The organism is Azospirillum sp. UENF 211521, assembly GCF_058780535.1.
Genome location: NZ_JBSNCF010000001.1, coordinates 3,421,961 through 3,442,678 on the forward strand (window position 1 = coordinate 3,421,961; position 20,718 = coordinate 3,442,678).

Below are 20,718 nucleotides of genomic sequence, written 5' to 3' on the forward strand. Positions count from 1 at the left end.
TTAAAGGCACCATTTCCGATGACATGGTAGGAACGGTCCCGGTCGCCGGATGCGGGTGAAGGGACGCGGTTGGAGGTTCGCCATGACGCACGCCCATCACACCGGCCCCGCCGACCCGCTGGCCGGCCTGCCCTACGCGGACCGCGTCCGCACCGTCACCACCGCGCAGGCGCTGGGCTGGCTGCGGGCGGGCTGGGCGGACCTGCGGGCGTCGGGCTGGGTCAGCCTCGCCTACGGCGCCCTGTTCGTCGCCATCGGATTCGCGCTGACCGGCGGGCTGGTCCTGGCGGGAATGGCCTATCTGATCGCGCCGATGATCGGCGCCTTCCTGCTGATCGCCCCGCTCCTGGCGCTCGGCCTCTACCGGATTTCCAAGGACGTCGAGGAGGGGCGGCGGCCCAGCCTGTGGCGGGCGCTGACCGCGTGGCGGGCCAACCCTTACCACATCCTGACCGCCGGCCTGATCCTGATGCTCTATGTGATGATCTGGGCGCGGATGAACGTGGTGGCCTTCGCCCTGTTCTTCCCGCACGAGGCCATCGCGCTCGATCATTTCGTGGCGCAGATGTTCAGCCTGGACGGTCTGGTCTTCACCGTCTTCATCACGGCGCTGGGCTTCGCCTTCGCCGCCTTCGCCTTCATCACCAACGTCACCGCACTGCCGATGATGATGGACCGCCCGGTGGACGTCTTCGCCGCGGCGCTGGCCTCGGCCATGGCGGTGCTGCGCAACCCGCGGGTCATGGCGCTGTGGGCCGGGCTGATCGTGCTGGTGACCGGCGCCGGGCTGCTGACCGGCTTCCTGGGCCTGATCGTCGCCCTGCCCCTGGTCGGGCACGCGAGCTGGCACGCCTACCGCGACCTCATCAAGGAGGACGAGGAGGGGTGAGGGGCCACAGCGTATCAGAAAAACGCCACGAGCAATGACAAAAGCCCTGTCCGCCAATCGACGGAAGAGCTTTTGCCACCCTACACATTTGTCCTCATCTGGCTTTGACCAGATTTTTCCCGTTCCCTCATCACTTTTGCGCCCATCTTTTTGGGAAGCGCAAGAGCGGTATCGCTAACTCACCTTGTTTCCGCACTCTTTGCATTTGTATTTCAGATCTCCTTTGATTTTCTTCTGCTCCGTTATCTTACTGCAATGCGGGCAATAGGACTCCTTGTGCTCCGGCCAGGCGGTCTCTGCTTTGTGTCCCATATCAGTCTCCTCATCTCTCGATTCATCTCAAAAGCCAACCATAGATATATCCAATCACACATCTGATGACCGACAGGCGGAATACTCCACGCCCGCCCTATCACTCCAACAGGTGTTCGATGTCGATATTCTCAGGCTGGCTAAACCGCGCTACGTTATCGGTTCAGGTCGTGTCTGATCTTGAGGATCGGCCCAATCAAAAACACCCACAGGAACGCAATGCAAAGGAGCATATCCAGCATATCTTTCCTCCATTTCAAATGGTTGGTTGTTTTTACCAAAACAGCGGTATCTGACCTTAGAAACACTCGCTTTTCTTGTTTTTATTACCAAATTATATAGTCCACCTCACTACCGAGGGATAGGATGATTTTTAGCTCAAACCGGGCTATAATTCGGCATCCGGTTTTTCTGGGGAGCGACACGGCGATCGGTGAACAGGTCGCCTTACAGCGCGCCGCATACCCCCTATCCGCGACACAAGAATGAATAAAAATGGAGGAATTTCAGAAATGATCCTGAGCACCTCGAGCAATAGGGGAAGAAAACCAAGCACAGTCAAGAGCAAGTATCTCGGCGACACCATTCGCGCCGAATTGTCCGTAAGAAACATTACCCAAAAACAGCTTTCAGAATACCTGAATTGTGACGAAAGAACATTACGAGCAAAATTGAATGGAAGCCAAGGATTTTCGTCATCAGATCTTGCAAAAATTGATGTCTTCTTTTCTTTTGTTAATGGATATTCAAGAAAAATTGCATATTATGGAGCGAACATATGCGCCCCCGGCCGTGTTCTTGTGTGCGGATTCACGGGAGCTGAAACAAGCCTAGCTATTTTATTTATCAACTCAGCACTGGGAATTTCCGGTGCAAGTGTTACAGGAATGGTGACGGTTATTGACCGAAACGACAACAAGATTTACTGTCACAAATGCCTGTTTCGCGGAATAATTAACGATGGATACATCCGCTCCATCTTACTGGAAACCGAAAACGGCAATGTGATCAGCGTTGGCGGGTACAATGCGTGCATCGAGCGCTATGCTTTGCAGAGCGCAATCGTTATGGTAGAAAATTGCAACGAGAAAGACATAAATCATATATTTTCTGAGGTTCCTTTGTTAACAATAATAATTTCTGACAATTTCCCCAGCATCCCTGAAAATTATAGAGAATTCAATACACTGACCTTTCGCATATTAAAGATAGGCTGCTTGGATAGCCTGTTGAATTTGGTGGATATTTCCCTCAATGCTGATGAAAATGATAGCAAGAGGATTGAATTGGCTTCTTCAGTGCTGAGAAGAGCGGCATACAGTGCATATTACAGAGAATCATCAAACAAAATATCCGACACCATACTCAGCAAAGCCGTTTCGAACTCAGACTTATCAAGCAAATTAATAGAGCTATCCTTGCCATTTTCACTGAACACTGAAGATGGATCAATACAGTTCATCAGGAAAATTTGCAAAAGATTCATGAGTTTCGAAAAAATATGCTACGATGTAATGATTTCCATATTATCCTCGGCAATTCAAATCAAAAATTACTACGGCATCCATGTTCCCGAGATAGAGATCATGTGCGAAAAAACAGATGCTCTGGGGAATGCTGAAAAAATCAAAGCAATGGACGCTCTCCTAAATCGCTATCTGGCAGACGCGCCATAATGAAGCGCGTCAAAAGGAAAAAGCTGCCGCGGGATGACCGCGGCGGCTTTTTCGTAACCAAGTGCGAGAGGCGGGCCCCCTCCCCGACCCTCCCCCGCTTGCGCAGGGGAGGGGGAGAGACATGCCTTACTCGTCGTTCTGCTGCTTGCGCTTCAGAGCCGCACCCAGGATGTCGCCCAGCGAGGCGCCCGAGTCGGACGAACCGTACTCGGCCATCGCCTGCTTCTCCTCCTCCATCTCGCGGGCCTTGATGGACAGCGAGATGCGGCGGGAGCCGCGGTCGATCTGGGTCACCTTCGCGTCGACCTTCTCGCCGACGGCGAAGCGGTCCGGACGCTGCTCCGAACGGTCGCGGGACAGGTCCGACTTGCGGATGAAGCCGGTGTAGCCCTCGCCGACCGTGACCTCGATGCCACCGTCGGTGACCTGGGTGACGGTGCAGGTGACGACCTCGTTCTTCTTCAGGCCGGCCGTGGCAGCCTCGAACGGATCGTTCGCGAGCTGCTTGATGCCGAGGGAGATGCGCTCCTTCTCGACGTCGACGTCCAGGACCTTGACCTTGACGCGGTCGCCCTTCTTGTACTCGGCGATGGCCTCCTCACCCGACTTGTTCCAGTCGAGGTCGGACATGTGGACCATGCCGTCGATGTCGCCCGGCAGACCGACGAACAGACCGAACTCGGTGATGTTCTTGACCTCGCCTTCCAGCTCCGTGCCCGGGCCGAACTTGTCGAGGAAGGTCTCCCACGGGTTGTCCAGGCACTGCTTGAGGCCCAGGCTGATGCGGCGCTTCTGCGGATCGACGTCCAGGACCATGACCTCGACTTCCTGAGACGTCGACACGATCTTGCCCGGATGGACGTTCTTCTTCGTCCAGGACATCTCCGAGACGTGCACCAGGCCCTCGATCCCCGGCTCCAGCTCCACGAAGGCGCCGTAGTCGGTGATGTTGGTGACGCGACCCTTGAACCGCGAGCTGACCGGGTACTTGGCTTCGACGCCTTCCCACGGATCGGCTTCCAGCTGCTTCATGCCGAGGCTGATGCGCTGGGTCTCCGGGTTGAAGCGGATGACCTGGACCGTGACGGTCTGGCCGATCTGCAGGGCCTCGGACGGGTGGTTGATGCGGCGCCACGCGATGTCGGTGACGTGCAGCAGGCCGTCGACGCCACCCAGATCCACGAACGCGCCGTAGTCGGTGATGTTCTTGACCACACCCTGCAGAACCTGGCCTTCCTTGAGGTTGGCCACCAGCTCCGAACGGGCCTCGGCGCGGCTCTCTTCGAGAACGGCGCGGCGCGACACGACGATGTTGCCGCGCGAGCGGTCCATCTTCAGGATCTGGAACGGCTGCGGGGTGCCCAGCAGCGGGGAGATGTCGCGGACCGGACGGATGTCCACCTGCGAACCCGGCAGGAACGCCACGGCGCCCGACAGGTCGACGGTGAAGCCGCCCTTGACGCGGCCGAAGATGACGCCGGTGACGCGGGTCTGGTCCTGGAAGGACTTCTCCAGCAGCGCCCAGGCCTCTTCGCGCTTGGCCTTCTCACGCGACAGAACGGCTTCGCCGTTCTTGTCTTCCATGCGCTCCAGATACACCTCGACGGTGTCGCCCGCCTTCAGCTCGGGCGGCTGGCCGGCAACGGCGAATTCCTTCAGCGCGACGCGGCCTTCCGACTTCAGGCCGACGTCGATGGTGACCATGTCGTTCTCGACGGAGACGACGCGGCCCTTGACGACCGAGCCTTCGAGGGACTCGGCCGTGCCGAGCGACTCCTCGAGCAGAGCCGCAAAGCTTTCCTTCTCGCCGGTCCGGGCCATAGCTTGTGCCATTGAAACTCCTAAGGTTGGCCGAAAGCGATCCCGCCATGGTCCGTCCCGCGGCAAAACGGGCCGGCCCCCGATGGGACCACCGCGCCGGGCACCACGCCCGGCGACTTGGTTGACATATGTTCCGTTGGAGGGCCGAAGCGCCCGGACCCTGATGCTCAGACCTTGGAGCCGAAACCGGTTTTCGTTCCGATAAAGGCGGTCGCCGCTGCGAACGCCTGGTCGGCGTCGAGGGCGGAGGTATCAAGCACAAAAGCGTCGGCAGCCGGCAGGAGCGGTGCTACCGTCCTCTGGCTGTCGCGCGCGTCACGGGCCTTCATGTCCTCCAGGACATCGGACGGTATAGCCGGAATCCCGCGTTCCCGCAACTCCTTGAGTCGCCGTTCGGCCCGCACCTCCACCGAAGCGGTAACGAACAGCTTGGCATCGGCGTTCGGGCATACGACCGTTCCGACATCCCGCCCGTCCAGCACCGCCCCCGGCGTGCCGCCGGGCGGGGTGGCGGCGAACGCCCGCTGGAAATCGAGAAGGGCGGCCCGCACCTCCGGCACCGCGGCGACCTTGGAGGCCGCCTGCGCCGCCTCGTCGTTGCGCAGGGCCGGGTCGTTCAGGATGCCGTCGTCCGGCCGCAGCGCGCGGGCGGCCTGCGCCGCGGCCTCCGCGTCGGCCGGGTCACCGCCCGCGCGCAGGACGCTGACGCCGACCGCGCGGTAGAGCGCCCCGGTGTCGAGATGCGCGAAGCCGTAAGCCTGGGCGATCCGCTTGGACAGCGTGCCCTTGCCCGCAGCGGCGGGGCCGTCGATGGCGATGATGAGAGAAGGCATGACGGGGGCTTGCTGTGTCCGCGATTGATGGGAATGGGGAAGTGCAACATCTGATACCACACCCTCTCCCGCAAGCCATCCCGCACCGTCACGCTACGGCCGTGGCCCGGGTGCGACGTCGGGGAACGCGTTGAGCGATGGCCTGATCCCTTGCCGGACGGTGCCGGAAGGCGAGGGCGTGGACGGCAGAGACATCTGGGGCCTCCGGACAGTCGCCGCTCCTTCCGTTTTCCTTTTTTCAGCGTCGCTCCCCTTGGCTGCCGACGCCTGATCCTCAAGAGCGGGCCTATGGATGGCCAACGACACCAACATTCCCTTCGCCTGGCTTTTTGCGCTCGGGCCGGCACTGTTCACTTTCGGTGCAAGATCGCCGAGAAGCGCGTCGATCCTCTCCCGCTCCGCGCCCGACGCCTTGCCCTCATCAAGAACAAGCAACCAATACAGCCCCTTGACCTGATCGTCATCGAGCGGCTTTGCGTACCCAAGCAAGGCCGCTATGGCGCCGCGGATGCCGGTTTCCATTGCGGAAGCCCCGCCTTCGCCCTTGGCACCGTCCGACGTCGTCGGGTTTGCCGCGCGCACGGCCTTGGCGACATATCCGGAAATCGTCGCCGGCAGGCAGATCACGGCATAATCCTGGACGTATTTGATCGCCTCGATGGTGCTTGGATTCGGCGACAGACTGTTCTCCCTCAAGTATTTTTCTTGAAAACGCCTGACAAGATCCTGGGTATCCTCCGCATTCAGGGCAAAAACCACGGAGCTCTTGACGACGCCGACGGCTTCTTCGGTAAAGCCCGTCCCAAGCGCGACCAGCGCGATGGACTTTGCCGACGCCTGAACGGCGGAGAGAACCCCCGCAATGGCGGTTCCGGTTATATTCACACCGCTCTTGATCGCCGCCGTGTCTTTCTGCATTTGGGACAGCGCGTCGAAAAAACTATCGCAGCGCCGGTTGACCTCGCGAATTCCGAGATCGATGAACGCTTTGGCGCGTCTTTGCTCAAGGCTCTCGGGAGTCGCCGCGCCACCCCCAGGTGGGTTCTCCGGCAATATTTCAACGGTCATTCCATCCGGTCCGACCGCCTTGTAAGGCATCCCCGTAAAGAACAGCTTGTTCTCGACTTGCAGGCCGTCGATGATGGAAAGAAAGAATTCTATTTCCTGCTTCGTCTTGGCAAGCTGCTCCCGCTCGAAACTTGTCGATATGCCATTACGCAGCAACTCGAATCGCTCGGTACAGGCCGTGACCGTCGCCAGCAACACGCCGGCCACAGTGATCTGGCTGGTCAGCCTGAAGCCCGTTTTCGACATTTCGCCCCCCGAGACACGCGCCTCGTGGACGGCACCGTCCGTCCCCACAACGATCAGGGTAGCAAAATATCAGGGAAGCTCTACAAAAAAATCCACGAATTCAAATGTATGCACGCAAAACAAGAAAGCCCCGCGGCGCCGAAGGCCGCGGGGCTTGCCCGTCTCGCAGCAATCGAGCGTCAACCCATTGAAATCCTGGCGCCCACCCCGTTCATCAGATCGACGAAGCCGGGGAAGCTGGTGTCGATGAAGGCGCCGTCGTCCACCTGCACCGGCTCGGCTGTGGCCATGCCCAGCACCAGGAAGCTCATGGCGATGCGGTGGTCCATGGCGGTGGCGACGGTGGCGCCGCCCTGCGGCGGCTTGCCGGTGCCGTAGACGGTCAGGCTGTCGTCGGCCCCGACCTCGACCTTCACGCCGCACTTGGTCAGCCCGTCGGCGACCATGGCGAGGCGGTCGCTCTCCTTCACGCGCAGCTCCTTGAGGCCGAGCATGACGGTGGTGCCCTCCGCGCAGGCGGCGGCGGCGGCGAGGATCGGGTACTCGTCGATCATGCTGGGCGCGCGGTCCGCCGGGACGACGATGCCCTTGAGCGGGCCGTGCTTCACCCGCAGGTCGGCCACCGGCTCGCCCGCCTCGTCGCGGCGGTTCTCGAAGGCGATGTTCGCGCCCATCTCGACCAGCGTGTCGTAGAGGCCGGTGCGGCGCGGGTTCATGCCGACGCCCGGCAGCAGCAGCTCCGAGCCGGGGCGCAGCAGCGCCGCGACCGCCGGGAAGGCGGCGGAGCTGGGGTCGGCGGGCACGACGATCGCGCGCCCGGTCAGCTCCGGCTGGCCGACGACGGACACGGCGAGCGCGCCGTCCTCCATCCGCTCGGTCGTCACGGTGGCGCCGAAATGGCGCAGCATCAGCTCGGTGTGGTCGCGGGTCGGCTCCGCCTCGATCACGGTGGTGGTGCCGGCGGTGTTCAGGCCGCAGAGGATGATCGCCGACTTCACCTGGGCGGAGGCCACCGGCAGGCGGTAGGTGATCGGCACGGTGCGGTCGCTGCCGACCACCGCCAGCGGCAGCCGCCCGCCGGACCGCCCGACGAAGCGCGCGCCCATCTGCTCCAGCGGGCCGGTCACGCGGGCCATCGGGCGCTTGTTCAGCGAGGCGTCGCCGGTGAAGACGCAGGTGATCGGGTGCGACGCGACGAGACCCATCAGCAGGCGCGCCGCCGTGCCGCTGTTGCCCATGTCGAGCACCTGCGCCGGCTCGCTCAAGCCCCCCAGACCGACGCCGCGCACCCGCCACACGCCGTCGCCGCCGCGCTCCGCCTGGGCGCCCAGCAGGCGCATGGCGGCGGCGGTGTTCAGCACGTCCTCCCCTTCCAGCAGGCCGTGGATGACGGTCTCGCCCACCGCCACGGCGCCCAGCATCAGCGACCGGTGCGAAATCGACTTGTCGCCCGGCACGCGGATCGTGCCGGCCAGCGCGCCGGTGGAGGATGAGCGAAGCGGCTTCGCCTGCAGCATGGGAGGACTCCCCAGACAAGAATGTGACCAGGGCGGAGTACCTAGCACAGCGGGAAGGGCGATGCGAGCGATGCGCGGCTCCCGCGATCAGTCGCCGACCGCCACCCCCTCGCGCCGGGTGTCGGCGCCGCCGGACAGCCCTTGGCCGGTCACGACGATCGCCTGGGTGCCGGAGGTCAGCTCCATCGCCTTGACGGTGTGCCCCCGCGCCTCCAGCGCCGCGATCCAGCCCTCCGCCTCGGTGCCCTGCTCCAGCTCGGTCGGGCCGTTGCGGCTGCCGACATTGGGGGCGTCCACCGCCGCCTGCGGGTCGAGGCCCCAGTCCAGCAGCGCGATCAGCGTCTTGCCCACGTAATTGATGATGTTGCTGCCGCCCGGCGACCCCACCGAGGCCACCAGGGCGCCGTCGCGGAAGACCAGGGTCGGCGCCATCGAGCTGCGCGGCCGCTTGCCCGGCTCGACCCGGTTGGCGACCGGCTTGCCGTCGTCCGTCGGGGTGAAGGCGAAGTCGGTCAGCTCGTTGTTCAGCAGGAAGCCGCGCACCATCAGGCGGGAGCCGAAGCCGTCCTCGATGGTGGTGGTCATGGCGACGGCGTTGCCGGCCCCGTCGACCACGGAGATGTGGCTGGTGCCATGCTCCTCGGCCTCCGCGAAGCCCCAGGCGCGGCCTTCCCGGAAGGGCGGCTCGCCCGGATGGGCCTTGCCCATCGACCGCTCGCCGACCAGGGCGGCGCGGCCCGCCAGATAGCCGCGGTCGAGCAGCCCCTTCACCGGCACCGCCACGAAATCGGGGTCGGCCAGATAGAGACCGCGGTCGGCGAAGGCGAGGCGCCCGGCCTCCGACAGCCAATGGGCGGCCAGAGCCGGATCGTTGCGGGTGGCGGCCATGTCGCGCCCTTCCAGGACGGCCAGCATCTGCAGGACCGCGACCCCGCCGGAGCTGGGCGGCCCCATGCCGCACAGGGTGTAGACACGGTAGGAACCGCAGACCGGTTCACGCTCCTTCACCCGGTAGGCCTTCAGGTCGGCCTCGGTCATGTCGCCGGGGTTGGTGGGGTGGCCGGTCACCGCCTTGACGAGGTCGGCGGCGATCGGACCCTCGTAGAAGGCGGCGGAGCCCTTGTCGGCGATGGCGCGCAGGGTCGCCGCGAACTCCGGATTCCTCAGCACATGGCCGACCGGCCAGGGCGTGCCGTCCGGCTGGTAGAAATAGGCGCGCGCCGTGGGGTTGGCGGGCAGGTGCTTCTCCATCGCCAGTTGGCCGTTCAGCCGCGGGCTGACCGTGAAGCCGTCCTCGGCCAGCGCGATGGCGCGCTCGAACAGGCGGGGCCAGGGCAGTTTGCCGTGGGTGCGGTGGGCCTGCTCCAGCAGCATCACTGTGCCCGGCACCCCGACCGACCGGCCGCCGACCACCGCGTCGTAGAAGGGCATCGGCTTGCCGTCCGCCCCCAGGAAACGCTCCGGAGTCGCGGCGGCCGGCGCCGTCTCGCGCCCGTCGAGGGAGGTCACCGCCTTCGTTGCGGCATCGTAATGGACCAGGAAGGCGCCGCCCCCGACTCCGGAGCTTTGCGGCTCCACCAGATTGAGGACGAGTTGCACGGCGATGGCCGCGTCCACCGCGCTGCCCCCCGCCCGCAGGATCTCCCGCCCGGCCTCCGCCGCCAGCGGATTCGCGGCGGCCACCATGTGGCGCGTGGCGGTGTCGACGCCGCGGCTGCCGCGCCCGGTCGCGCGCTCCGGCGCCACGTCGCCGGCGGCGGAAGGCGCCGCCGAGGACGGTGTCGAGGACGGTGTCTGGGCCACGGCCTCCAGCGGCAGCGCCGCCAGCAGGCCGGCGGACAGCAGCGCCCGCCAGCGGCGGGACAGCAGGATCGGCATCGGTTCCTCCCCCATTCTCATGGTATCCTTGACGGCGGCCCGGCGGACCACCGCAGGGTGAAGTTTGGCACCGGCCGCCGGCCCCGCCAGTTTGCCGGCGGCATTCCGCGAACTTTTTTTTGACAAGCGCCCGCTGGCGTGGCAAAGGGCGCGGCTTGCAATTCCCGAATTGGGCATTCCCTAGGAACGTGACGGAGGACGAGGCGTGGCCAAACCCGAATGGGGCGTCAAGCGCATCTGCCCGAGCTGTGGCGCGCGCTATTACGATCTGCGCAAGGACCCGCCGGTGTGCCCGAGCTGCGGAGCGCAGTTCGATCCCGAGGCGTTGCTGAAGTCCCGCAAGGCGCGCCCGGCGCCGGTCGACGATGTCAAGAAGGCCCCGGTGGTCTCCTCGGACGATGAGGACACCGAGACCGAGAACGACGAGGAGTCGACCGAACTCGACGAGACCGAGGACGAGGTGACCGTCGACGACATCGAGGAAACCGACGAGACGCCCGAGGACGAGGACGATGTCCTGATCGAGGACACCTCGGAGCTGGGCGAGGACGACATGGACGAGGTCGTCGACGTCGAAGGCGAGGACGAGGAGGAGCGCTGATCGCGCTCCCCCTTGGAAGACGGGGGCGGGTGAGCGGAAAAAAGCGGGGCGGGGCTGAATTTTTCTCTTGCATCAACCCCCCGTCCTGACCAATATCCCGCTCCACCGAGGCAGGCCGCAAGGCTCGCCGCCCAGAGTTTCGGGGCCATAGCTCAGCTGGGAGAGCGCTACAATGGCATTGTAGAGGTCAGGAGTTCGATCCTCCTTGGCTCCACCAAACACCCGAAGGGCCTGCGCGACACCGCGCGGGCCCTTTGGCGTTTCAGCCCTCCGCGTCTTGCCGTCCCGGCCGCCGTCATCGTCTTGACAGGCGTCAAGGAACGCTCTTTGGTCGGGCGGTACCGTCGGCTTCCGCCGATTCCCCTTCCCTCCCGCTTCGGACACGCCATGGCCGACATCCTGATCGCCAACACCCTGACCGGCGAGACCACCCTGGGCGCGCTGAACGCCGTCGATCCGGACGCCGTGGGGCGGCTGGCGCAGATCCACCCGGTCTTCAACCCCGGCGTCGGCGTGCCCGACAGCGCCAGCCTGGGCGATCTCGCCAAGGCCACCGGCATTCCGCTGGACGTGCTGCTGGCGACCGCGCGCGGCGCCATCCACGTCACCGCCCCGGCCGGCGGCTGCGGCTGCGGAAGCGGCGGCTGCGGCACCCCCAGGCACTGACGCTTTCCCCCTCCCATTCGCGGCGCCTCTCCCCACCTGTTGGTGGCACCCACCATTGGGAACAGGCTTCGGGAACGGGAGGACAGCATGACGACGGCCCCAACATCGACCGAGTCTCCGGACGGCTGGCTGGAAACGGTGGTCGTTCCGCGCACCAGCGACATCGGCGGCTTCGAGGTGCGGCGCGCCCTGCCCTCCGTCCGCAAGCGGATGGTCGGGCCCTTCGTCTTCCTCGACCAGATGGGGCCGGCGATCCTCAAGGCCGGGGCGGGCATCGACGTCCGCCCCCACCCGCACATCGGGCTGGCCACCGTCACCTACCTGTTCGAGGGCGAGATCCTGCACCGCGACAGCCTGGGCACCGTCCTGCCGATCCGGCCGGGGGCGGTGAACTGGATGACCGCCGGGCGCGGCATCGCCCATTCCGAACGCTCCGCCACCGACGAGCGCGGGCGCGACCGGATGCTGTCGGGCATCCAGTCCTGGGTCGCCCTGCCCAAGACCCATGAAGAGACCGACCCCGCCTTCGTCCATCTCGGCGCCGACGAGCTGCCGGTGGTCGAGGGCGAGGGCAAGCGGCTGCGCGTCGTCGCGGGCGAGGCGTACGGTGTACGTTCGCCCATGAACACGCTGTGGGACACGCTGTACGTCGATGCCTCGCTGGACGCCGGCGCCCGCCTGCCCATCGACCGCGAGACGGAGGAGCGGGCGCTCTACATCGCCGACGGCACCGTCACGATCCACGGCGACCGCTTCGAGTCCGGGCGGCTGCTGGTGCTGCGCCCCGGCGACGCCATCACCGTGGAGGCCGAGACCGCCGCCCGCCTGATCCTGCTGGGCGGCGCCGTGATGGACGGTCCGCGCCACATCTGGTGGAACTTCGTGTCCAGCCGCCAGGACCGCATCGAACAGGCCAAGGCCGAATGGCAGGCCGGGCGCTTCGACGCCGTTCCCGGCGAGACGGAGTTCATTCCGCTTCCGGAACGGTGAAGCCGAGCGCCGTCAGCCTCTCCCGCACCGCCGGATCGGCCAGCGCCGCCAGGAAGCGCCGGACCGCCGGCCGCTCCCGGCGGTCGTTGGGAATCACGAAGTCGTAATGCTCCGCCTGCAGGGGCAGGAAGCCCAGCCCGTAGAGGGTGGCGACGCTGTCGATGGCCACACCCCAGTCGGCACGCCCCTGGGCCACCGCCACCGCCACGGCGTTGTGCGACTTGGCCTGCGACCAGTAGCCGGTGGGACGCGCCGAGCCGAGCAGCCGGTCGGTCAGGATGCGGGTGCCGCTGCCCGCGTTGCGGTTGACCAGGATGCAATCCGGGTCCTGCGCCGCCGCCAGACCGGCCTCCTCGGCCGTTTTGCCTTCGAAACGATCATCGCCCTTGCGGAAGACGATGCCCTGGAGGCGGCGGTAGCCGGTCACCAGGCCGAGCGCCGGGGTCAGGAAGGGGCGGTTGTACTCCCCGCTCTTGGGGTCCATCAGGTGGATGGCCGCCACGTCGCACTCGCCGCGCCGGGCGGCGGCGAGGCCGCCCATCGAGCCGACGTTCAGCGCCTTGACCGTCAGCCCCTCGCCGACCAGCCGGCCGGTGAGGACGTCCAGCCCGACGCAATGGCTGCCGATCACGATCAGGTCGGCGGGCCGGGTGTCGCGGCCGATGCGCTGGACCGACACCGGGGTGCCGGCCTCCACCGCCTCGGCCTGGGGGTCGACGGCGATGAAGCCGTCCGCCGCGCTGAAGGCGGTCACCGCGCCCGAGCCCTTGGACAGCGGATAGGCCGCCAGCCCGCCGTCCGCCCCGCGCACCAGCGAGACCATCACATATTCGGTCCGGCCGCGTTCCGATCCCAGCCGCATCGGCAGCGTCGCGTCCACGCTTTCCTTCGCCGCGGGCGGCAGGCCGGCCAGCGCGCGCAGCACCGGGGCGACGAACTCGTGGAAGGTGAACATGGCGGAGGTCGGGAAGCCGGGCAGGACCACCACCGGCTTGCCCTTCGTTACGGCTAGGCACAAAGGTTTGCCGGGCTTCAGCGCGACGCCGTGCGCAACGATTCCGGGATCGGTCAGGCGGCTGATGATGCGGTGGGACAGGTCGCCCGCCCCCTTCGACGTGCCGCCCGACAGCAGCAGCGCGTCGCAGGCCAGCCCCTGTTCGACCAGCGGCGCCAGTTCCGCCTCGTCGTCGCGGGCGATGCCCAGCCGGACCGCCTCCCCGCCCAGCTCCTCCACCGCGGCGGCGAGAACGGCGGCGTTCGAATCATAGACGGCGCCGGGCCGGATCGGTTCGCCCGGGGCGACGATCTCGTCGCCGGTGGACAGGATCGCCACGCGGGGGCGGCGGACCACCGACACCTCGGCCCGTCCGATGGCCGCCAGCACGCCGATCTCGCGGGAGGTCAGCACCTGCCCGCGGCGCATCACCGTCTCGCCGCGCCCGATGTCCGACCCGGCGGCGGCGACGAAGGCGCCGGGAACCACCGGCTTGCGGATCGCCACCAGGAGGGCTCCGCCGTCCTCGTGCGATTCGGTGTGCTCCACCATAACCACGGCGTCGGCGCCGCGCGGCAGCATGCCGCCGGTGGCGAGCACCGTCGCCGTTCCGGGGGCGACGGTCACGGAGGGGACGCGTCCGGCCGACAGCACCTCGTCGTTCAGGCGCAGCACGACCGGCGTGTCCTCGCCCGCCCCCAGCGTGTCGGCAGCGCGCACCGCGAAGCCGTCCACCGAGGAGCGGTCGAAACCGGGCACATCGACCGCCGCCACCACGTCGGCGGCCAGCACGCGGCCCAGCGCGGCGCCGAGCGGCACCGTCTCCGCCCCCTTGGGCGTCAGGTCGAGATGGCGGCGGAACCGCGCCTCCGCCTCGTCGCGGCTCACCACCTCGAGAAACTGCTCCTGCCGGGCCGCCTGGGCGACAAACCGCCGGATGTCCTGGTTGGACACGCCCTTTCCCCCCTCGCTTGATTCTGTTCAGAGACTTGTACCGTCAAAACAGCGCAGGGTCACGGTCGCCCCGGCGGGGACGCCCTCGCTGTCTGCCGGGATCAGCACGAAGCCGTCGGCCAGCACCGCCCCGGCCAGACCAGGACGGTGCGGGGAGGCGACGGGCTCGACCAGCCCGTCCGCCGTCCGGCGCACGCGGTACAGTTCGGTGCAGCCGATCTCCGACACCAGCTTGCGCACCATCACGGCGGGAAGCGCCGGGTGCGGCAGGGCCGGGGCCCGCCCGGCGAGCCGGCGCACCGCCCGTCCGGCCAGCAGCTCGTAGGCCGTCAGGCAAGCCATCGGCTCGCCGGGCAGCAGGACGGCGGGCACGCCGCCGGCCGTCCCCAGCGCCGCCGAATCGCCAGGGCGCAGGGCAACCCCATGCAGGGCCAAGGCCCCCGCGTCGGCCAGCGCCAGCGGGGCCACGTCGTCCTCCCCGACCCCGGTGCGCCCGGCGGAGATCAGCAGGTCGGCGCCGGGGGCCGCGTAGGCGGCGGCCAGAGCGGCACGGTCCGCCGGCAGCGGCCCCACCAGTTCCACCACGCCGCCGTCGCGCCCCACCAGGGCGGTGAGCATGGCGCCCAGCGTCTCGGGACCGGAGCGCGGCCCGCCGGCCAGCACGACGCGCACCCGCGGGCGGGCGCCGACGAGCAGCGTGTCGACCCCCAGCGCGGCGAGCAGCCCGAGGTCCTGCGGGCGCAGCCGGTGCCCGGCCGTCAGCAGGACGGTCCCGGCGCGCAGGCCGTCGCCCCGCCGCTCTACCCCGTCGCCCGGGGCGGCGCTGTCCAGCGCCTCGACGAAGGGTCCGTCCGCCTGCAGGGCCTCCACGGGCAGGACGGCGTCGGTTCCCGGCGGCATCGGCTCGCCCGCCGCAACCCTGACGGCGTCCGGCAGCGGCACCGGGTTGTAGGAACCGGCGCCGAGCGTGTCGCTGGAAGCGACCGCCACACCGTCGCGGGCGGCCCGGTCGGCGGGTGGCCAATCATCCGGCGCGGTCAGCGGCGCGGCGAGCACCACCCCCTCCGCCAGCGCCGCGGCGAGTCCGGCGGGCGCCACGGCACGCGGCGGCAGCGGGGCGACGGCGGCGTCGATCCAGTCCTCCAGGACCGGCAGGGCGGCCCGGCTGGCGAAGCCGCGCCCGCGCACGTCGGCCGGAGTCGCTGCAGATGGAGTCGCTGCAAAGGAAGGCCGGTCCCCGTTCGCGGTGTGGTCTCCGGCTCTGGCCGCGGTCATGGCTGCACCCGTGATGCCTCAGGTCAGCCCCTTATACCGCAACCTCCACCCCGCCGCTGCACACGCGGTTGCGGCCCGCCCGCTTGGCCTCGTAGAGCAGGCCATCGGCGAGCTGGGTCAGCCGGTCGGGGGTGTCGTCGAGCAGCGGCCGGGCGGTGGCGACGCCCAGGCTGATGGTGATGTGGTCGGCGACATGGGACACCGCGTGGGGGAGGCGCTGCCCGGCCACCGTCTGGCGCAGGCGCTCGGCCACCTGCACCGCCCCGTCCTCATCGGTCTCGGGGAGCAGGCAGACGAACTCCTCGCCGCCGTAGCGGGCGATCAGGTCGCCCGGCCTCATCATCTGCTCGGCCAGGAGCTGGGCCACCGCGCGCAGGCATTCGTCGCCCGCCTGATGGCCGTAATGGTCGTTGTAGGGCTTGAACTGGTCGACATCGAGCATGATCAGCGACAGCGGAAGCTGCACCCGCCCGCAGCGCCGCCATTCGCACAACAGCACCTCGTCGAAGCGGCGGCGGTTGGCGATGCCGGTCAGGCCGTCGTTGAAGGACAGGGTGCGCAGCAGATCGGTCTGCCGCTTCAGCAGCAGATGGTTGCGCACGCGGGCCTTGACGATGGGCGGGCTGATCGGCTTGGAGATGAAGTCGATGGCGCCGACCTCCAGCCCGTAGGTCTCGTCCTCCACCTCGCTCTTGGCCGAGATGAAGATGACCGGGATGTCGCGGGTGATCGGATCGGCCTTGATCCGCGAACAGACCTCGTAGCCGTCCATCCCCGGCATCATGATGTCCAGCAGCACGAGATCGGGCAGCCGCGACTGCACCAGCTCCAGCGCCTTCGCCCCGTCGGTCGCGAAATAGATGTCGTGCTCATCCTTCAGGATGCGGCTCAGCACATGCACATTCGAGGGGATGTCGTCGACCACCAGGATCTTGGAGCGTGCATCGGTCATGATCGGTTCCTGGAGAGCGGGGTCCCGGGAGGCGGTGTGCGGTGTGCGGTGCTGGGCGGGTCAGTCGGCCGGCAGGGACAGGCCGAGTTCCAGCATGATCCTGCGCAAGATTCCTTGAGCCTTTGTAAAGTCGAGGCCATCGACCGCCGACGACAGCGCCTTCATAGACACCGGATCGATCCAGTCGGCCAGCGGCGGCGCCAGGACGGCGAACTCCTCCGCGGCGGCGAAGTTGCTGTCGCGCAGCAGCCGCGCGAACCGGTCCAGCATGGGCTCCAGCGTCTGGATGTCCACCGCCGGCGCCCCGCCGCCGCCAAGCTCCCCGGAAACGCCGCCTGGGACGCCGCCCTGGGCGCGTCCCGGCGCGACGGCCAGCCGGGCGGCGGAGTCCAGCACCGCCTCCAGCTCCGCGCGGAGGACCGGCAGTTGCGCCGCCGCCGCCACGCCGTCCCCGCGGAAGGCGGCGACCTGCACGGCGTCCGCGGCGGCGGACAGGGTGCGGGCGCCGATGTTGCCGGCAAGGCTCTTCAACTCGTGCCCCAGCGCCTTGGCCCGCGGCAGATCCCCCGCGGCCAGGGCGACGGCGATGCCGTCCGCCACGCCGTCGTAGGTCCGCGCGAAATCGGTGACGAACTTGCGGAACAGCCCGACGTCGCCGTCGAGCCGATGCAGCGCGTCCTTCACGTCGATGCCCGGCAGTTCGGCGGGAAGCGCCGCACGGGGCGCGGACGGCATGGGCTTGGGCAGCAGCGGCGCACCCGCCGCCAAGCCCCCCGCCGGCACTCCTCCCGCCGGCTGGCCGAGCCAGCGCGTCACCACGGAGAACAGCTGCTCCACGTCGATCGGTTTGGCGATGTGGTCGTCCATGCCGCCGTCCAGGCAACGCTGACGGTCGGACGGCAGGGCGCTGGCGGTCATGGCGATGATCGGCAACCCCTGCCCGGCGGGCCGGGCGCGCAGCCGGCGCGTCGCCTCGAATCCGTCCATCTCCGGCATCTGCACGTCCATCAGCACAAGGTCGAAGGGCGGGTCCGCCTCCTCGACGCAGGCGATGGCCTCGTAGCCGTTGCCGGCCAGGGTGACGCGGGCACCGGCGCGCTCCAGGATCTCGCGGGCCACCTCCTGGCTGATGCTGTTGTCCTCCACCAGCAGCAGGCGCTGCCCGAACAGGGGGCGCAGCTGCTGCGGCCGGAGGAAGCCGGCGGGATGCGCCGTGCAGGCGTGCAGCGGCGTCTCCTCCACGGCGTCGCCCCCGGCGCCGCGTCCATAGGCGTCGATCACCGCGTCGAGCAGCGAGGAGGCGGTGACCGGCTTGACCAGCGCGCCGCCGAGGGCCAGCCCCTCCAGCCCCTCGCCGCCCGCTCCGGCGCCCATCCGCTCGCGCCCGAAGGCGGAGACCACGATGATGACCGGGGCCTTCACCAGACCGTCGTCGCGGATGCGGCGGGAGGTCTCCAGCCCGTCCATCCCCGGCATCTTCCAGTCCATCAGCACGATGTCGTAGGGCTGATCCGCGGCGGTCGCGCGCTCCAGCTCCGCGATCGCCTCGGCCCCCGACGCGCAGAGCGAGGTCTTCCAGCCGAAGGACGTGACCAGTTCGCCCAACACCTCGCGCGCGGTGAGGTTGTCGTCCACCACCAGCACGGACAGGCCGCGCGGCACGACGCGGGAGCGCAGCGGCCGCTCCCCCGCCCGCCCGGCGCCCATCCGTCCGGTCCCGGCCAAACCGGCCAGCCCGAAGGCGGGATTCCCGAAGACAGCGGTGAAATGGAAATCGCTGCCCTGGCCCGGCTCGCTCGACACGTCCATCACCCCGCCCATCAGGGCGACCAGGCGCGTGCAGATGGCCAGCCCCAGGCCGGTGCCGCCGTAGCGCCGGGTGGTGGAGCTGTCGGCCTGGCTGAAGGCCTGGAACAACCGCTCCTTCTGCTCGGCGTCGATGCCGATGCCGGTGTCGCGGATGGAGAAGGCCAGGACCGTCCGCTCCTCCGCCACCTCGACGGCGCGGACGGACACCACCACCTCGCCCGCGTCGGTGAACTTGATGGCGTTGCCGGCGAGGTTGATGAGCACCTGCTGCAGGCGCAGCGGGTCGCCGATGAGGTCGAGGGGAACCTCCGGCCCGACCGAGAACAGAACCTCGATGTCCTTGTCCTGGGCCGCCGCGCCGACGATCACCGCGAGGTTCTGCAGCAGATCGTCGAGACGGAACTCCACCCGCTCCAGCTCCAGCTTGCCGGCCTCGACCTTGGAGAAGTCCAGGATGTCGTTCAGGATGCCGAGCAGCGACTGCGCCGAGACGCGGATCTTCTGGGCGTAGTCGCGCTGCCGCGACGACAGATCGGTCTGCTGGATCAGATGGACCAGACCCAGGATGGCGTTCATCGGCGTGCGGATCTCGTGGCTCATGTTGGCCAGGAACTCGCTCTTGGCGCGGCTCGCCGCCTCGGCCACCGATTTGGCCTGGCGCAGCGCCTCCTCGGCCCGCTTGCGCTCGGCGATCTCGTGGAAGACCACGACGGCGCCCTCGACCCGGCCGTCCTCCAGCATGGGCGACGCCGCGAACTCCACCGGGAAGCTGGTGCCGTCCTTGCGCCAGTAGATGTCCTCCGAACCGCCCCGCGCCTCGCCGGTGCGCAGCACCTCGAAGACCGGGCAGTCGATGGTCGGCGCCGGCGTGCCGTCAGCGCGGGTGTGGTGCAGCAGCACATGCAGGCTGCGGCCCAGCATCTCCTCGTTGCTGTAGCCGGTCAGCGCGCAGGCGGCGGGGTTGGCGAAGGTGATCCGCTCATCCCGGTCGACGCCGCAGATGCCCTCCGACGCCGATTGCAAAATCAGGTTCAGCCGCCGGTTGGCCCCGGCGAAGGCCCGGTTGGCCTGCTCCAGGCTGCGGGCGGTGGCGTCCAGATCGGCGTTCGTCTCGGCCAGCCGGCGGCGGCCCACCTCCTCGCGCGACAGGCTGCGCGCCGCCGCCGCCGCCAGCGCGGCGCAGGCGGCCACCGCCAGCAGGACCAGCAGCCCGCCGTGGATCGTGCGCTCGCGCCAGGGCGTCAGCGCCTCGTCCTGTGACATGCCGACCTGCACGATCAGCGGCAGGTCCTGGACCCGCAGGTTGGCGACGATCCGGTCCGACCCGTCCACCGGGGACCGGCTGAAGATCGTGCCTCCGGTGGTCCGCGGCGCCTCGTCCATCGGCGGGGGAACCGGCGGGAAGTTCGACGGCGCCGCAGAGAGAGTCGCGGAGGGAGTCGCAGGCGACGCCACGGGGGATGCCGGGGCCGCCGCCGCCGCCGGCGACCCGCCGTTTTCCTGGCCGGACAGGCTGAACAGCAGGGTGCCGTCCTCGCGGTACACGGCGACCGCCCCTTCGCGGCCGATGTTCAGCCCCTCGAAGAAGAACCGGAAATAGTCCAGGTCCACGGCGATGTTGGCGACACCCTGGAAATTCTCCACGGTCCCGATGCGGCGGCTGATGGTGAAGGTCGGCTTGCCCGACAGGCGGCCCCGGATCATCCCGCCGATGTGGAACGCCTCGCCGTTCCGGTGGGCCTGGAAGAAGGCGCGGTCCGTGTTGTTCATCGGCGGAGCCGGAAACTGGCGGGTGGTCAGCAGCCCGCTTCCGGCGGCGTCGTGGATCCAGATGGCGCTGACCTCCGGAATGGCGTCGGCCATGGCGCGCAACTCCTGCCACAGCGGCAGGTCGCGCGCGACCGTGTCCATCTCCCGCGTGCGAAGCCGGTCGTCCACGCGCTGCAACACGAGATCGCTGGTGGCGACGGTGCGGCGCACATGCTCGTGCAGCAGGCGGGCGGCGCTCAGGGTCCGGTCGCGGGCATGGCTCACCGCCTCGTCGCGGTCGGCCCAGGTGGCCGCCCCCCACAGGCCGACTCCGAACAGGGTGATCACCCCGACGATGGTCGTCAGCAGGGTCCGCAGCCGCGTGCGGGGGACCGCGGCGGGCCCCTCCGCCGTCAGGAAAGCGTCGTCCATCACCGGTGCCCGCCCAGTCCGGCGCACGCCGGAGGAGAGAAAATTGCCGCTCATGG

General features: G+C 67.8%; 14 protein-coding genes, 1 tRNA gene and 1 pseudogene. 6 read left to right on the forward strand and 10 right to left on the reverse strand.

Features of this window, described 5'->3' with window-relative positions:
• Positions 1 to 82: 82 nt before the first annotated feature.
• Complete coding sequence (locus tag ACWPN5_RS16125) at positions 83 to 889, forward strand: DUF2189 domain-containing protein (protein WP_145681288.1); 807 nt, start codon at positions 83 to 85, stop codon at positions 887 to 889.
• A 174-nt stretch (positions 890 to 1,063) separates the two neighbouring features.
• Here the strand turns inward: ACWPN5_RS16125 and ACWPN5_RS16130 are convergent.
• Positions 1,064 to 1,204 (reverse strand): annotated as a pseudogene (locus ACWPN5_RS16130) (transposase); the annotation flags it as partial.
• Positions 1,205 to 1,713: 509 nt separating this feature from the next.
• Between ACWPN5_RS16130 and ACWPN5_RS16135 the strand changes: the two are divergent.
• Positions 1,714 to 2,877 carry a phospholipase D-like domain-containing protein gene (locus ACWPN5_RS16135; RefSeq protein WP_145681286.1) on the forward strand — a complete coding sequence of 388 codons (1,164 nt, stop codon included), beginning with the start codon at positions 1,714 to 1,716 and terminating at the stop codon, positions 2,875 to 2,877.
• A gap of 126 nt (positions 2,878 to 3,003) precedes the next feature.
• On the opposite strand, the gene rpsA is transcribed toward ACWPN5_RS16135, so the two are convergent.
• The 5 genes from rpsA to ggt form a co-directional block, all read right to left on the reverse strand.
• Complete coding sequence (gene rpsA, locus ACWPN5_RS16140) at positions 3,004 to 4,710, reverse strand: 30S ribosomal protein S1 (RefSeq protein ID WP_038525887.1); 1,707 nt, start codon at positions 4,708 to 4,710, stop codon at positions 3,004 to 3,006.
• Between the two features lie 155 nt (positions 4,711 to 4,865).
• Complete coding sequence (gene cmk, locus ACWPN5_RS16145; RefSeq protein WP_492296268.1) at positions 4,866 to 5,531, reverse strand: (d)CMP kinase; 666 nt, start codon at positions 5,529 to 5,531, stop codon at positions 4,866 to 4,868.
• A 93-nt stretch (positions 5,532 to 5,624) separates the two neighbouring features.
• Entirely contained in the window at positions 5,625 to 6,845 is a 1,221-nt protein-coding gene (locus tag ACWPN5_RS16150; RefSeq protein WP_492296269.1) for a hypothetical protein, read from the reverse strand.
• Between the two features lie 179 nt (positions 6,846 to 7,024).
• Positions 7,025 to 8,362, reverse strand: a complete 1,338-nt coding sequence (gene aroA, locus ACWPN5_RS16155; RefSeq protein WP_492296270.1) for a 3-phosphoshikimate 1-carboxyvinyltransferase — start codon at positions 8,360 to 8,362, stop codon at positions 7,025 to 7,027.
• An 87-nt stretch (positions 8,363 to 8,449) separates the two neighbouring features.
• A complete protein-coding gene (ggt, locus tag ACWPN5_RS16160; RefSeq protein WP_492296271.1) occupies positions 8,450 to 10,255 on the reverse strand; it encodes a gamma-glutamyltransferase in 1,806 nt (601 codons plus the stop codon).
• Positions 10,256 to 10,445: 190 nt separating this feature from the next.
• Here ggt and ACWPN5_RS16165 point away from each other — a divergent pair, with 190 nt between their 5' ends.
• From ACWPN5_RS16165 to ACWPN5_RS16180, 4 genes are all read left to right on the forward strand, one after another.
• Complete coding sequence (locus ACWPN5_RS16165; RefSeq protein ID WP_145681282.1) at positions 10,446 to 10,841, forward strand: TIGR02300 family protein; 396 nt, start codon at positions 10,446 to 10,448, stop codon at positions 10,839 to 10,841.
• A 141-nt stretch (positions 10,842 to 10,982) separates the two neighbouring features.
• Positions 10,983 to 11,058 (forward strand) — tRNA-Ala (locus ACWPN5_RS16170).
• Between the two features lie 170 nt (positions 11,059 to 11,228).
• Positions 11,229 to 11,507 carry a hypothetical protein gene (locus tag ACWPN5_RS16175; protein WP_492296272.1) on the forward strand — a complete coding sequence of 93 codons (279 nt, stop codon included), beginning with the start codon at positions 11,229 to 11,231 and terminating at the stop codon, positions 11,505 to 11,507.
• Between the two features lie 87 nt (positions 11,508 to 11,594).
• Positions 11,595 to 12,497, forward strand: coding sequence for a pirin family protein (locus ACWPN5_RS16180; RefSeq protein WP_492296273.1), 903 nt, complete (start codon positions 11,595 to 11,597; stop codon positions 12,495 to 12,497).
• Here the strand turns inward: ACWPN5_RS16180 and ACWPN5_RS16185 are convergent.
• The 4 genes from ACWPN5_RS16185 to ACWPN5_RS16200 are packed head-to-tail and all read right to left on the reverse strand — an operon-like array spanning position 12,475 to position 20,716.
• Positions 12,475 to 14,445, reverse strand: coding sequence for a molybdopterin biosynthesis protein (locus tag ACWPN5_RS16185; RefSeq protein ID WP_492296274.1), 1,971 nt, complete (start codon positions 14,443 to 14,445; stop codon positions 12,475 to 12,477). The two genes, ACWPN5_RS16180 and ACWPN5_RS16185, sit on opposite strands and share 23 nt — an antisense overlap.
• Positions 14,446 to 14,472: 27 nt before the next feature.
• Complete coding sequence (locus ACWPN5_RS16190) at positions 14,473 to 15,720, reverse strand: molybdopterin-binding protein (RefSeq protein WP_200478054.1); 1,248 nt, start codon at positions 15,718 to 15,720, stop codon at positions 14,473 to 14,475.
• Positions 15,721 to 15,751: 31 nt separating this feature from the next.
• Positions 15,752 to 16,672 (reverse strand): diguanylate cyclase, encoded by a 921-nt coding sequence (locus ACWPN5_RS16195; RefSeq protein WP_200478055.1) that lies wholly within the window; start codon positions 16,670 to 16,672, stop codon positions 15,752 to 15,754.
• A 60-nt stretch (positions 16,673 to 16,732) separates the two neighbouring features.
• Complete coding sequence (locus ACWPN5_RS16200; RefSeq protein WP_492296275.1) at positions 16,733 to 20,716, reverse strand: response regulator; 3,984 nt, start codon at positions 20,714 to 20,716, stop codon at positions 16,733 to 16,735.
• Positions 20,717 to 20,718 lie beyond the last annotated feature (2 nt).